We start from the raw sequence: 13507 nt of genomic DNA, 5'->3' as shown, positions 1-13507 counted from the left end.
AATCAGTTTTTTAAATACACCAAAACCAAGGAGGGAAAAATGAGAGCAATCCGGAATGTTGTTCGGAAAATTGTTTTGAGTGTTGCCACTGTTGTTAGCTTTTCGGTTTATTTGTATCTGGGCGTTAAGCACAGAAAGAAAATTAGTAACGGGTGGGTTCGTTATTTTTCCCATTGCCTCGGGGATGTCCTAAGGCATCCTTTAGACGGTTTTCACCTTTGGTCAGACAGAAAGAAAGGAAAGAAGAAAAGGCGTTTGAGGAAGTTTTTCTTTCGCATAAACCCATGGAGGTTGGTCAGGCGGATTAGGCGAAAAATTGGGGCTCTTTTTTCCATTAGCGGCATAGATTGGGAGGACAATTAGTGGGGCTGTCCTTTTGCGATGGCTCCACCTTTTTTCAAATCATACAGCAGATTTAAGCAGATTTTTAGCAGATTATTTTTGGAATATAAAGGATATTTAATCCCTAAAAAATTTCAAAGTGATAATCCGTTATAATCTGCTTAAATCTGCTGTATAAAATAAAAATCTGCTGTAATCTGCTGTATCATGTCTAATTACTACGACATCCTAGGAGTCCCCAAAACCGCTTCTTCAGAAGAAATCAAGCGGGCTTTTAGAAAACTCGCGCACCAGCATCATCCAGATAAATCCGGCGGTGACGAGCAAAAATTTAAAGAAGCCAATGAAGCCTATCAGGTTTTGAGCAATCCGAAAAAAAGAAAACAATATGACCAGTTCGGCCAAACATTTGAACAAGCCCAAGCTGGCGGCGGTTTTTCCGGATTTAACGGTTTTCGCGACTTTTCCGGTTTTGCCGATGCTTTTCGTTCAGGCGGCGGCGGAGTTAATTTTGACTTTGATGATTTGGGCGATATTGTTGGTGATTTATTTGGTATGGGCGGTCGTTCCGCAAGAGCCAGGACCAGAACTCAACACGGCCAGGATATAGAAATTCAAATGGCCCTTGATTTTAAAGAAGCCGCTTTTGGCGCCGAAAAAGAAATTGAATTAGATAAAAATGTGATTTGTCCTAAGTGTAATGGCAATGGCGCTGAACCAGGTACGAAAATTGAGACCTGCAAAACTTGCGGCGGTACTGGACAGGTGACTCGGGTTCAGCGGACAATTTTGGGCTCTATTCAAACAAGCGGTATTTGTCCGGATTGCCAGGGAGAAGGCAAAGTTCCTAGTCAAAAATGCAGCCAATGCAGGGGCGCTGGCATAGTTCAGAGTAAAGAAAAAATTAAATTCAAAGTGCCAGCTGGGATCTCTGCTGGTAAATCAATTCGCCTGCTTGGCCGGGGTGAGGCTGGAATCAGGGGTGGCGCACCCGGAGATTTATATATTACATTTATCATCCGCGAGCACTCGCGTTTTAAGCGCGAAGAAGATGATGTCATTACTCAAGAAGAGATAACTTTTTCCCAAGCCGCTCTTGGCGATAAAATTGATGTTGAAACCTTGGATGGCAAGGTTAAGCTTAAAATTCCCACTGGCACCCAAACTGGTAAAATATTCAAACTGTCAGACCGCGGCATTCCGTATCTCCGCGGCCGAGGCAGGGGAGACCATTTGGTAGAGATTATAGTCAAGACACCGCAAAAGTTGAGCAGGAAAGAGAAGAAGTTATTTGAGGAACTAAGGGATGAAGATTAATAAAATTTGACTTATTATTTTATCGGTTTTATAATTACCAATATGAAGAAAGTTTTAACCAAAAATAAATCAGTGGGACTCACAAAGACTTATATTTTTAGAGTTGTAGTTGAGCCAGATGAAGACAGATGGTTTGCTTGTTGTCCAGCATTAGAATCACAAGGGGCAGCTACCTGGGGTTACACCAAGGAGGAGGCTTTAAAAAATATTCAAGAAGTTCTGGAGATGATTGCTGAAGAAATGACCGAAGATGGGGAGGAGATCCCAATAAAGGTTCAGGAACGTCAAAGAGTTACCTTTGATCTCCCCATAGCTGTTTCCGTATGAAAGGAATTGATTATTCAAAACTTCATTCCGTAACTGTTTGAGAGATAATTAGGGCTTTGATTAAAGATGGATTTTATCTTCACTTGCAAAAAGGCAGTCATCAGCGCTATTATCATCCAGATGGGCGAAGAGTGACAGTTTCGTTTCATGCTTTGGGCGATACTTTTAAGATAAAGACCTTAAAAAGTATGATTGCCAGGCAAGCGAAATGGACAGAGTGGAATTTGAGGCGGCTAAGGATTTTGAAATAATGATAAAGTTAAGGAGTATAGAAGCAGTTCTCTAATAGGGCTGTTTTTTTGATAAAAATTTTTGGAATAAATTTTTTTTCGTTGACATATTTTTTGGTTTATGTTATACTTATTTTGTGTAATAAGGGATTGCCTTATTTTTAGCTAATATTAGATAAAGTCAGCATGAAAATAGTTGTTAGAAAAATTCAGGGAAATAAAGTAATAAAGTAATACAGAAATAAAGGATAATAATTTTATAAAATTTGACATTTAGCCCTTTATTTCTTAGTTTCTTTATTTCTTAGTTTCTTTTGTTCTCATGCAAGAAAGATTAAATATATGATGAATGACAATGACAACCAATCGAAAAATCAAAAAACCGATTCCCTGCTTGATGAGGTGCTTCGAGAACAGCAAGCCGAGAGAAAAGGGCAAATTCAACCTCAAGAATTAATTGCGGGGCTTTTTGCTGTCTTAAGCAAACAAGAAGTTGAGATTCTTAAACGCCGCTATGCCTTGTATGAAGCCGAGGAAATAAAAAAGCAAACTCTAGAAGCGATTGGTAAGTTTTATAAAGTTACTCGCGAAAGAATCCGGCAGATAGAAAGCAGAGCGATCAAGAAGATCAAACAAGACGGCAAGTTTAAAGATTTAGTGAGTCCGTTTGAGGCTGTTGTTTTTGATACTTTAGAATTCCATGGCGGGATTATGCAGGAAGACTTTTTAGTAAACAAACTTTTAGAGATAAGTGAAGATGAATCGGTTTCCAATTTTGGAAAACAAGCCCTCCTTTTTATTATTTCCAAGCTTTTAGATAAAAATTTAGAAAAGGTAAGGGCAGATGAATATTTTATGCCGGGCTGGAAATTAAAGATTGCCGATGTTGAGCTTTTTAGAAAAATTTTAGATGAGTTGCATAGCTTTATCGAAAACCAAGGCAAACCAACCTTAGCAGAGAATTTGGTGGCTGGTTTTAAAGATTATTCTCATGATAAAGATTATGAGGCAACCGATAAAATAATTTTGTCAGCCCTGGAAGCCAGCGCTAAAACCAAGAGAAATTCTTTTGGCGAATGGGGTTTGATTGATTGGCGAACCATTGTTCCCAAAAGAATGAGCGATAAGATTTATTTAGTGCTGGAAAAAACTGGCAAGCCATTGCATTTTAACGAGATTGCCGAGGCAATTAATAAGCAGGGTTTTGACTCCAAAACCGCTAACCCGGCTACTGTCCATAATGAGTTAATTATGGGTGATAAGTATATCCTAGTTGGCCGGGGTGTGTACGCTCTAAAAAACTGGGGCTATATTCCCGGAATAGTGCCTGATGTTATTGTTGGTATTATAAAAAAGAAAGGGCCTTTAGCTCGCGAAGAAATAATTGATGAGGTGCTAAAGCAACGGATGGTGAAACCCGGCACCGTGCTTTTGGCGCTTTCGGACAAGAGTAAGTTTAAGAGATTGGATGATGGACGATATAATGTGGTTGATTTGGAATAAGTAAATATATCCACATATCCATATTTTCATTTTTTATATTTTCAACCAAGAAGCTTCAGGATACTAAAGTCTGGAGCTTTTTTGGTATTCGCACATTTGTAGACCTGCCCCGGTCGTTATTGGGGTAAACATTCATTTGCCATTCAGCCTCGAGCTTTCCTCGAGTCTGAGCGACCTCGGAGTCGAGGGATGGCCGAGAGGTAGATTGGCATTGTATTCATTTTTTTGTTATAATAAAAACATGGTCAACGTCATGAATTCAATCTCAAGTTTCCTGACCCAACTAAGCAGTTTTGATAATGCTTGGGAAGGTGTTTGGTTTTTGATAAAAAACGGCGGTTGGGTCCTGCTTCTGATTGTTTTACTTTGGGGCTTAAAAGAAGCCTGGCTTTATTGGCGGCAGAATATTTATTATAGCAAGCAGAAATATGTGCTTTTGGCGGTGGATGTCCCCAAAGAGAATGAGCAAGGCCCGAAAGCCGTAGAAAATCTTTTTGCCCAAATTTATGGGAGTTATAAAACGCCAAATTTAGTGGAAAAGTACTGGCAGGGTTTTTTAACGCCAAAATTCAGTTTTGAGATTATTAGTGATGGCGGGTATTTACAGTTTTTAGTTCATTCCCCAACCCTGTTTAGGAATTTGGTGGAAGCCGCAATTTATGCTCAATATCCGGATGCTGAAATTACGGAAGTAGAAGACTATGCCGGGGCCGTGCCAACGGCATACCCCAATAAAACGTATAATCTTTGGGGCACGGAATTTGTTACCTATAACAAGGATCATTACCCCATTAGAACTTATCCGTTTTTTGAGTACGGCTTAACGCAAGAATTTAAAGACCCCATGGCGTCCCTTTTGGAAATTATGAGCAATATCAGTCCTACGGAGCACATTTGGCTTCAGCTGGTTATTACACCCATTCTGCCTGATTGGATTAAGGGTGGGGTACGGCTGGTTAGAAAATTAATAGGAGCCCAAGTGCCAGAAACAGATGGGGCTAGCACTTACTTTGCCAAATTGGGTCAAGCCGGCCAGAAATTGGCTAAGGGCGCTTTTGATACGGCCACAGCTTCTTTCAAGACTAGTGAGACGGAAGTGGCTCGAAAGCAACAAGCGTTGCGTTCACAAATGCTTTATTTATCTCCTGGTGAGCGGACAGCAGTAGAGGCTGTTGAAGCAAAGATTTCTAAACATGGTTTTGATACTAAATTTCGATTTATGTACTGGGGACCTAGAGATATTTTTTCCAAGCCTCGCGGCGTCAATGGGATATTAGGATCCATTGCTCAATTTAACAGTCTTGATTTAAACGGATTTAAGCCTCACCCCAAAAGCAAGACGACAATTGATTATTTTTTTATAAAACGTCGGGTTGCGGCCAGGCAACGGAGATTGGTTTTAGCTTATAAATATCGAAGTAATTGGCGGGGTCGGGCGCGCTTTGTTTTGAATATTGAGGAGTTGGCAACTCTTTGGCATTTTCCAATGATGGACATCAGAACTCCTTTGCTCAAGAAAACCGAAGCCAAGCGCATGGAACCGCCTTTTGCTTTACCAGTTGAACAAGCGCCCAGACAAGAGACAGAGGCTATAGAAGGTGAGAGGGGTGAGGAGGTATCAGAAGCGGAAGTTGAGGAATTTTAATAACTGGAAGGCGAGGAGAAATAAAGAAACTAAGAAATTAAGGATAACAATTTTCAAATTTAACACTCGACCCTTTATTTCTTAATTTTCCTGGCCTGAGTTTGTCGAATGGCTTTATTTCTAGTTTTTTTAATATTTATGAAATTTCCATTTTTCAAAAAGAAAAGATTTGATATTTCAATGACTTTAGTGCTGGTTAATGTAGTAGTGGCGGTTATTTCCATTTTTGTAACGGCAGCGGCAACGATTGCCTTACTATTGCAACAGCTTGGTTGATTTTTTAAAAATATTTTATATGCCCACAGATAACGATCAAAACTTAACTCTTTTAGCCGAAACCAATTTCCGCAATCGACGGGTGAAATTTGGTATCAAAGAAGATGACCGTCGCCGGCATATGTATTTGATTGGTAAAACCGGTATGGGAAAAACAACAGTTATTGAAAATATGATTATTCAGGATATTCGGGCGGGTAATGGGGTGGCTCTAGTTGATCCCCATGGCGATATTGCGGATAAAATTCTTGATTACATTCCATCAAACAGGGTTAATGATGTGGTTTATTTTAATCCGGCGGACTTAGACTTTCCTGTTGCCTTTAATGTTTTGGAACAAGTTGACGCTAGCCATCGCCACTTAGTTTCCTCGGGTTTGGTGGGAGTCTTTAAAAAGATTTGGGCAGATTCTTGGGGTCCGCGTTTGGAATATGTTTTACGGAATGCTATTTTAGCTCTTTTAGAATATCCCGGCAGTTCTTTGCTGGGGATTATGAGACTGTTAGTTGATAAGGCATATCGGAAAAAAGTAATCAGTAAAGTTACTGATCCGGTGGTCCGATCTTTTTGGGTTGATGAATATTCAAAATACCCGGATAGGTTTCAATCCGAAGCAATCGCTCCAATTCAAAATAAGGTTGGCCAATTTTTATCAACTTTTTTGATTAGAAATATTGTTGGCCAGGTGAAATCAAAATTAGATATGCGCGAGATAATGGATACCAAGAAGATATTTATTATGAATTTAGCAAAAGGCCGTGTCGGCGAAGATTCTTCGGCATTATTAGGCGCGATTATGATTACCAAGGTTCAATTGGCGGCTATGAGCCGAGTTGATATACCAGAAGAAGAGCGCAAAGATTTTTACTTGTATGTTGACGAGTTCCAAAATTTTGCCACCGAGTCATTTGCTAATATTTTATCCGAAGCCCGAAAATATCGCCTTGATCTTATTATTGCGCATCAGTATATTGAGCAATTAGACGAGACAGTTCAAGCAGCGGTATTTGGTAATGTGGGAACTATTATGTGTTTTCGGATTGGTGCAGCTGATGCCGAAGCGGTAGTCAAAGAGTTTGAGCCAGAATTTACTGAAACAGATTTGGTAAATTTAGCCAAATTTGATGTTTATATGAAGTTGATGATTGATGGCGTGTCTTCGGCTCCTTTTTCTGCCGGTACCCTGCCGCCTCTGGCCGCAGACATCCAAGAAGGAAATCGTGAAAAAATAATTAAAATTTCGCGTGAACGCTATGCTGAACCCCGAAAAGAGGTTGAGGAAAAAATAAATCGCTGGAGCGGAATGATGGACGAGGGCCGGGAAAATGGCGTTGGTGAAGGGGATGGCGGAGGGGCCGGAAAAAAAGTAGGATTTCGTCCAACCGGGTCGGCGGGTAGAGATACCTCACCTAAATTTGAAGCTACTTGCTCTCATTGTGGTGAAAAGACGGATTTACCCTTTAAGCCGGACCCAGCCCGGCCAGTTTATTGCCGGGAGTGTTTGCAAAAGGTAAGAAGCGGAGAAGTTAAACCGGCTAGAGCGCCCAGACGACCATCAGGTTCCGCCCAGCCACAACCCAGTGCCGGCCCCGAGCCGGTAACTAAAAAAGTACCCGAAGAAGTTTCTTTAAAAGACGCTATGAGTCAGGGAACCGTGGCCTTTGACGGGAAAAAGAAAAATAAAAACGATGATCAGAATGATAGGTGAGACTTGGGTGATTTATTATTTACTATTTATTATTCCAGCCAAAGGGTGCCTGCCCGCCTTTGGAGGGGTCAGCCTCTGGCTGATACTATTCTTTTTATTTTTACCTAATGAAGTTTGGAAGTTGTTTGATTGGTGAATAGTAAATAGTAAATAATGAATAGTAAATTTTTATTTTTAACGTATGTCCCATCCCATCATTCTCGGCATTATCCAAGGATTAACAGAGTTCTTGCCAATTTCCAGCTCTGGGCATTTGATTTTAGTGCCCAAGATTTTAGGTATTCGTGACCAGGGTTTGGATTTTGATGTAATTGTTCACCTGGGAACATTAGTCGCGGTTTTGTTTGCGTTTCGTAAAAAGTTGAGAGATATATTCAAGGGTGTTTTTGGCAGGGGCAGGGGACAGGAAGCTAATGCTCGCCTTGGAGCTTTGATTATTTTATCTATTATTCCAGCCGGATTGGCTGGTTTTTTATTCAAGGATTTGGTTGAAAATAATTTCCGTTCCAATATTGTGGTAGCTGCCAATTTGATCTTTTGGGGTTTAGTTTTATGGCTGGCAGACAGTTACAGCAAGCGAGCTCATTTTAAAACCAAAAATGTTAATTCTGTTGGAATTTTTCAAACAATTACAGTGGCGTTAAGTCAGGCGTTAGCTCTTATTCCCGGAACTTCGCGCAGTGGGGTTACTATGAGCTTTGGCATGCTGACTAAGATGGATCGAAAAACAGCTGTGGAGTTTTCCTTTTTGATTTCTATTCCGATTATTGCCGCTGCCGCCGGCTATGAGTTGTTTAATTTATTGCGAGAAGGGATTGTTATAGAAGAAGCAAAGAGCTTGTTAGTGGGTTTTGCGGCTGCTGCTATTAGCGGTTTTATAGCGATTAAATTGTTATTAGCATTTATAAAACGATTTGGATTTAAATTGTTTGCGGTTTATCGGATTTTGTTGGGAGCAGCGATTTTGATTTTGTTGTAGATTCATCACGGGTAGACAAGAGCCTCAGCTCGCGCCCCAACGGGTTGAGCAGAGGCTCAACCCCACCCAACAGGTGAGGGCACACCGGCGTGGTCTCAAATATCGTATCTGGCAACCTAAATTTTACGATTTCAATGTTTTAACTCCGCACAAGTTTGATGAAAAATTAAACTATATACACAACAATCCAACCAAAGCCGGTTTATGCGAGCGCCCAGAAGATTATCAATTTTCTTCAGCCCGTAACTACATTTTAGAAGATCACTCATCAATTAAAATCGATTTTGATTATTATGAATAAAAATAAGCCAAAGGTTCTTGTAGCCATGTCCGGCGGCGTTGATTCTTCAGTCGCCGCTGCTTTGTTATTGGAACAGGGTTATGAGGTCATCGGTATTTTTATGAAATTCTGGTCAGAGAGTTTAACCGGGTCGGGTCAAGGGATCCGACCCACCCAGCTTGGGGGTAGATTGGGTCCCTTGACCCAATCTATCTTACCCGAAAACAAATGTTGCTCTATCGAGGCCTATGAAGATGCCCGGCGCGTTGCCGACAAGCTCAATATCAAACTCTACACCATGAATATGAAATCAATTTTCAAGAAACGCGTGGTTGATAATTTTTTAGACGAATACTCTCGCGGTCGCACTCCTAATCCTTGCGTTGAATGCAACAAATATGTCAAGTTTGGTGAGTTTTTAAAACGCGCTAAAAGGCTTGACTGTGATTATATTGCCACTGGTCATTACGTCAAAAAAACAAGAAAGCAAAAAAACAAGAAAGCAAAAAAACAAACTAAGTTACTAGTTACCAGTTACCAGTTACGAATGGCTAACGATAAAGCCAAAGACCAATCATACTTCCTTTGGACCTTATCCCAAGCCCAACTCAAACATTGTTTATTTCCAATCGGTGATTACACCAAACCCCAAGTCCGCAAAGTCGCTAAAAAGAAAAAATTGCCAGTGTTCGAGAAGGCCGAATCTCAAGGCATTTGTTTTATTAAAGATAAACGGCATTATGATTTCCTCCGCCGTCATCTCAAACTCAAACCCGGTCCCATCATCACCCTCGACGGTGTCAAAGAGAAGGGGATTAAACCCGGTTCAGTCATCGGCGAGCATCAAGGCCTGCCATTATACACAATCGGCCAGCGCCGGGAAATTCTTATCGGTGGCATTGGCCCGTTTTATGTGGTAAAATTAGATTATCAGAAGAATATTTTGTATGTGGCTAATAAATTTGATCAGGAACTCTTATTTAAAGATCAGCTCACAGCCAAGAATATCAACTGGATTTCAGGGTTTGAACCAAAGTTTCCACTGAAGTGTCGAGCGAGGATTCGGTACCTGCACCCAGCGGTTGAGGCTGTTTTAACCAAAAATATCACAAAACAACACAAAATTTTTGTGAAATTCAAAAAATCCCAACGCGCAATAACCCCTGGCCAGTCAGTTGTTTTTTATTCTAAGAATGAAGTTCTCGGCGGGGGAGTGATAGAATAACGAATTATTTTTATTTTTTATGAAATTTCATGAAAACAATCAGCACAATATTACAAATATTATCAATAATTATTACTTTACTATGGACGATAAATTGGTTTAGATATAAAAATTTTAGCCGAGGTCATAAAACCTTAATCATTGATGTGGTCCTTTTATGGGTAATGAATATCATTTTTTTAGCTAATCCACAGATTTCTAAATTTCATCTTTTATGGACAACACCAAGTTGTTTTATATTGTCTTTTCCAATATCTACGTTGTTTTTCAGGCGAAAACGCAAGTAGCATATTCGTGCACACGATTACACAAATTTCCACTTTTAAAAACATAAACTCAAATATTCCAATTCCCTAATTACTAATTTCCAGTTACTATTTACTAACTCGTGCAAAAAAGCCAATCAAAAAATCAACCACCCCAAAAACAAGCAAAATCCCATCTTAAACTTTTTGTTGTTTTTGGTTTTGTTTTAGCTGTTGCCAATGCTTTGTCTGCGTATGTTCATTCATCTTACCTAAGTCAATTTGTCGGCGAGAAAAATGTCGGCTTTGTTTTTACCGTCGCTCATTTCTTGGTATTTTTAATGATTTTGAATTATACCAAGTTCATTAATTGGTTGAAGATTTTTAAAGCCAGTATCGCGGTATTTCTGGCAATGATCGTCTGTTTAATTAGCTTAGGTTTATCTAACAGTATTGCCCCGGCTATTATCTCTTTTTTAGCCTATGTGGTTTTCCTAAATTTAGTCTGGATATCCTTTGATATTTATGTTGAACATTTTTCTCGCGATGAAATCACTGGCCGCATTCGTGGAACTTATATGACTGGTTTGCACATTGCTTGGTTTTTGTCGCCTTTGGCCACTGGCCAGATTTTAAAAAAATTTAATTATTCATTTTTATATTTAATTGCTTCGGTTTTAGTATTCTTGGTGATGATTGGCTTTTACGTAAAGTTTAAGGATTTAAAAGTTAATCATTTTCCTAAACCCCATTTTTTAAGGGCCATAAAAAAGATTTATAAAAATAATCTGCTAAATGGAATTTTTATAATCGCCTTTCTTTTGCATGCGTTTTATTGCGCTTTTATCGTGTACGCGCCAATTTATCTCACTAAATATCTTGGCTTCCAGTGGCACCAGGTTGGCATTATGTTCACAGTTATGCTTTCAACATTTGTTTTATTTACCTATCCGGCCGGCTGGCTGGCTGATAAATATCTTGGCGAAAAAGAACTGCTCACAATTGGTATTTTTATCATGGGCGTTTCTGCTATTGTTTTTGGCCTTGCCGATTCCACGAGTTTTTGGGTTTGGCTTATTATTCTTGTCTGCACTCGCATTGGCGCCAGTTTAGTGGAAATTATGCGCGATACTTATTTTTTCAAAAGAGTTGATGTCAAGGATATTCATATCATTAATCTTTTTCGAAATACCGGACCGCTGGCTTATGTCATCACTCCGCTCCTCGCTACCCTTGTCTTGCATTTTTTTGGATTTCAGTATATTTTTGTTTTAGCTGGAGTTTTAGTATTAACTGGTTTATGGTTTTCAGCAAGGATAAAAGACACATTATAATCTATCATTTATCATTTCCCCATTTATCATCTGTAATTTGACTTTTATGTAAAAATTTAATATACTTATATCATGAAAGAGATAATATATTTAGAAACTTCAGTAATTTCAGCTTATTTTGACTTTAAAAGGCAAGATGCCGAACGAAAGGAGATTACCATTCATTTTTGGAAGGAGATAATTCCATGCTATGATTTAGTAATTTCAGATTTAGTAGTTGCGGAGCTAAATAAGATTACAGATTTACAAAACAGGGAAAAACTTTTAAGCAAGGTGAGAGGAATGAAGAGATTGGGAATAAGCAGTAAAATAGAAAATTTATCGCAGGAATACATAAATTTTAAAATAATACCCGGATCAAAATTGGAAGATGCTATCCATTTAGCAATTGCTACGGTTAATAATATTGACTACCTTGTTTCATGGAATTATCGGCACTTAGTTGGGGCAGTACAGCGAAAGAAAATAATAGAATTTAATGAGAAATTTGGTTTGTCAATTCCTAGCATTTCAACGCCGAATGATTTTTTAGAAATTTAATAATTAAAAACATAACTTATGCTTAAATTTCCTTGTCCAATTGAGCAAGAACTTGACAAAATAAGAGATAGAATGTGGCGAAAGTCTGGGAGAAATCCTAAAGCATTATTTCAGATGATAAGAGAAGAAGCAAGCAAGGTGGCAAGAGAATACCAATTAGACAGCCGGGTGGTAAAGACGCGGTGATTTGTTTTTAATTATAAAATTTAACTTGATTTTATTTAGGTTTTGGTTCTCTCTAAAAATAGAGAAAGAGAATAAGTGAATTATTTTTATTCCAACCTTTTCCCCAATACTTATGTCTACTGAAGGTAATTTAGAAAAACATTCAGAACAAGAGCCAGCTCCTGCCAAAGAGATCTGGATTATTGATGATGATAAAGAAACAATAGAAGGAATTTTAAGGTTTTGGCAAATGAAGACCCAAGACATTGGTTATGGTTTTAAGCATTTTGAAACAGGGCAGTCTGCTTTAGAAGAGATTAAAAGAAGAAAAGAATCAAAAGAGAAACTACCAGACTTAGTTTTTGTTGATGGTGAATTAGAAAAAGATCAAGAAGAGTTAAGAAAAGGAGCTAATTTGATTAAAGAAATCAGAAGTATAGAAGAGATTGAACAACCAAAAATCATTGCTCATAGCTCTGATTTTGTTAACAATGTTGAACTATTAATGGCTGGGGCTGATTTAGGATTTCAAAAGAAGGATATTACTAAATCAGCCGAGTTCTTGAAAGATCCAGAGCATTATAAACATTATTCTAAAAAGCCAGAAAGAATAAGTTTTTAGTTATCCACATTGACTATTTTTACTGAAAGAGGTAAACTAAAAATAGTTAAGAAGGATATATAATTTGACTTTATTTAGGTTTTGGTTATAATAAAAATATGCCATTAACTGCTACATCATCACAAAAAAATTTATCTCAGGTTCTAACCCAAGCTATTAACACTAAAAGCCCTCAAGTCATATATGGTGAGAATGAGCCAGTGGCTGTAATTTTGGATTACACTTCTTATAATGTCTTTCTTTCTTTAATGGATGAGTTAGAAGAAAAGGGACGGTATTTAGACGCTTTTAGAGAATCAAAAAGAGAAAAAGGCATTTCTCTGGCTCAATTAAAAAAGAAATATTGTCTTAAATAATGATGTTAAAATGTATAAAGTTATTTTTAAACCCAGAGCTGAAAGAATTTTTGGCAAGCTGGACAGAAAAATCCAACAACAGATAGTGATAGAAGTAGAAAAATTAGCTCAAGACCCTTTTTCTAAGAGTAATGTCAAGAAAATCTCTGGTACTGAATATGGTTATCGTTTAAGAGTTAGTCGATGGAGAATTTTATATTCTCTCAAAGCTGACAAGAGATTGATTGAAGTGATTGATTTGTTTATTGAAAAAAGCAAAAAAGATTATTTATTAAGAAAAAGGTTGTTTGTATTTTAATTTTTCAATATTTTTTAATTTGATTTTATTTAGGTTTTGGTTTTGACTGGTTTATGGTTTTCAGCAAGGATAAAAGACACATTGTAATCTATCATTTACCTGTCCCGAGCCAGGT

Annotated in this window: 15 protein-coding genes; all 15 read left to right on the top strand. The window is 38.2% G+C overall.

Annotation, left to right across the window (positions count from 1 at the left end; translation table 11 throughout):
* Positions 1–546: 546 nt before the first annotated feature.
* The 15 genes from dnaJ (at position 547) to KKD20_04650 (ending at position 13392) form a co-directional block, all read left to right on the top strand.
* Positions 547–1659, top strand: a complete 1113-nt coding sequence (gene dnaJ / locus KKD20_04720) for a molecular chaperone DnaJ (protein MBU4332396.1) — start codon at positions 547–549, stop codon at positions 1657–1659.
* Positions 1660–1701: 42 nt separating this feature from the next.
* A complete protein-coding gene (locus KKD20_04715) occupies positions 1702–1986 on the top strand; it encodes a type II toxin-antitoxin system HicB family antitoxin (GenBank protein ID MBU4332395.1) in 285 nt (94 codons plus the stop codon).
* Positions 1987–2030: 44 nt separating this feature from the next.
* Positions 2031–2237: a type II toxin-antitoxin system HicA family toxin gene (locus KKD20_04710; GenBank protein ID MBU4332394.1), complete on the top strand. Its 207-nt coding sequence runs from the start codon at positions 2031–2033 to the stop codon at positions 2235–2237.
* Positions 2238–2558: 321 nt separating this feature from the next.
* Positions 2559–3719 (top strand): hypothetical protein, encoded by a 1161-nt coding sequence (locus tag KKD20_04705; GenBank protein MBU4332393.1) that lies wholly within the window; start codon positions 2559–2561, stop codon positions 3717–3719.
* A 253-nt stretch (positions 3720–3972) separates the two neighbouring features.
* The gene (locus tag KKD20_04700; GenBank protein ID MBU4332392.1) at positions 3973–5364 is read left to right on the top strand and encodes a hypothetical protein; all 1392 of its coding nucleotides are present in this window, start codon (positions 3973–3975) and stop codon (positions 5362–5364) included.
* A gap of 138 nt (positions 5365–5502) precedes the next feature.
* A complete protein-coding gene (locus KKD20_04695; GenBank protein MBU4332391.1) occupies positions 5503–5640 on the top strand; it encodes a hypothetical protein in 138 nt (45 codons plus the stop codon).
* 19 nt (positions 5641–5659) lie between these two features.
* Positions 5660–7348, top strand: a complete 1689-nt coding sequence (locus KKD20_04690) for a type IV secretion system DNA-binding domain-containing protein (protein MBU4332390.1) — start codon at positions 5660–5662, stop codon at positions 7346–7348.
* Between the two features lie 181 nt (positions 7349–7529).
* The gene (gene uppP, locus KKD20_04685; protein ID MBU4332389.1) at positions 7530–8327 is read left to right on the top strand and encodes an undecaprenyl-diphosphatase UppP; all 798 of its coding nucleotides are present in this window, start codon (positions 7530–7532) and stop codon (positions 8325–8327) included.
* A gap of 293 nt (positions 8328–8620) precedes the next feature.
* On the top strand, positions 8621–9832 hold the full coding sequence (gene mnmA, locus KKD20_04680; GenBank protein MBU4332388.1) for a tRNA 2-thiouridine(34) synthase MnmA: 1212 nt from the start codon (positions 8621–8623) through the stop codon (positions 9830–9832).
* Positions 9833–10220: 388 nt separating this feature from the next.
* Complete coding sequence (locus tag KKD20_04675) at positions 10221–11411, top strand: MFS transporter (protein ID MBU4332387.1); 1191 nt, start codon at positions 10221–10223, stop codon at positions 11409–11411.
* Positions 11412–11483: 72 nt separating this feature from the next.
* The gene (locus tag KKD20_04670; protein ID MBU4332386.1) at positions 11484–11951 is read left to right on the top strand and encodes a PIN domain-containing protein; all 468 of its coding nucleotides are present in this window, start codon (positions 11484–11486) and stop codon (positions 11949–11951) included.
* An 18-nt stretch (positions 11952–11969) separates the two neighbouring features.
* Positions 11970–12137 (top strand): hypothetical protein, encoded by a 168-nt coding sequence (locus KKD20_04665; GenBank protein MBU4332385.1) that lies wholly within the window; start codon positions 11970–11972, stop codon positions 12135–12137.
* Between the two features lie 112 nt (positions 12138–12249).
* Complete coding sequence (locus KKD20_04660; protein MBU4332384.1) at positions 12250–12738, top strand: hypothetical protein; 489 nt, start codon at positions 12250–12252, stop codon at positions 12736–12738.
* Between the two features lie 98 nt (positions 12739–12836).
* Positions 12837–13094 carry a type II toxin-antitoxin system Phd/YefM family antitoxin gene (locus KKD20_04655; protein MBU4332383.1) on the top strand — a complete coding sequence of 86 codons (258 nt, stop codon included), beginning with the start codon at positions 12837–12839 and terminating at the stop codon, positions 13092–13094.
* A 10-nt stretch (positions 13095–13104) separates the two neighbouring features.
* Positions 13105–13392 (top strand): type II toxin-antitoxin system RelE/ParE family toxin, encoded by a 288-nt coding sequence (locus tag KKD20_04650; GenBank protein ID MBU4332382.1) that lies wholly within the window; start codon positions 13105–13107, stop codon positions 13390–13392.
* The last annotated feature ends 115 nt before the right edge of the window (positions 13393–13507 follow it).

This window comes from Patescibacteria group bacterium, assembly GCA_018896645.1.
Classification (GTDB): Bacteria; Patescibacteriota; Patescibacteriia; order UBA2591; family JABMQE01; genus JAHIMF01.
This window is presented reverse-complemented; position numbering and strand designations above follow the sequence as displayed.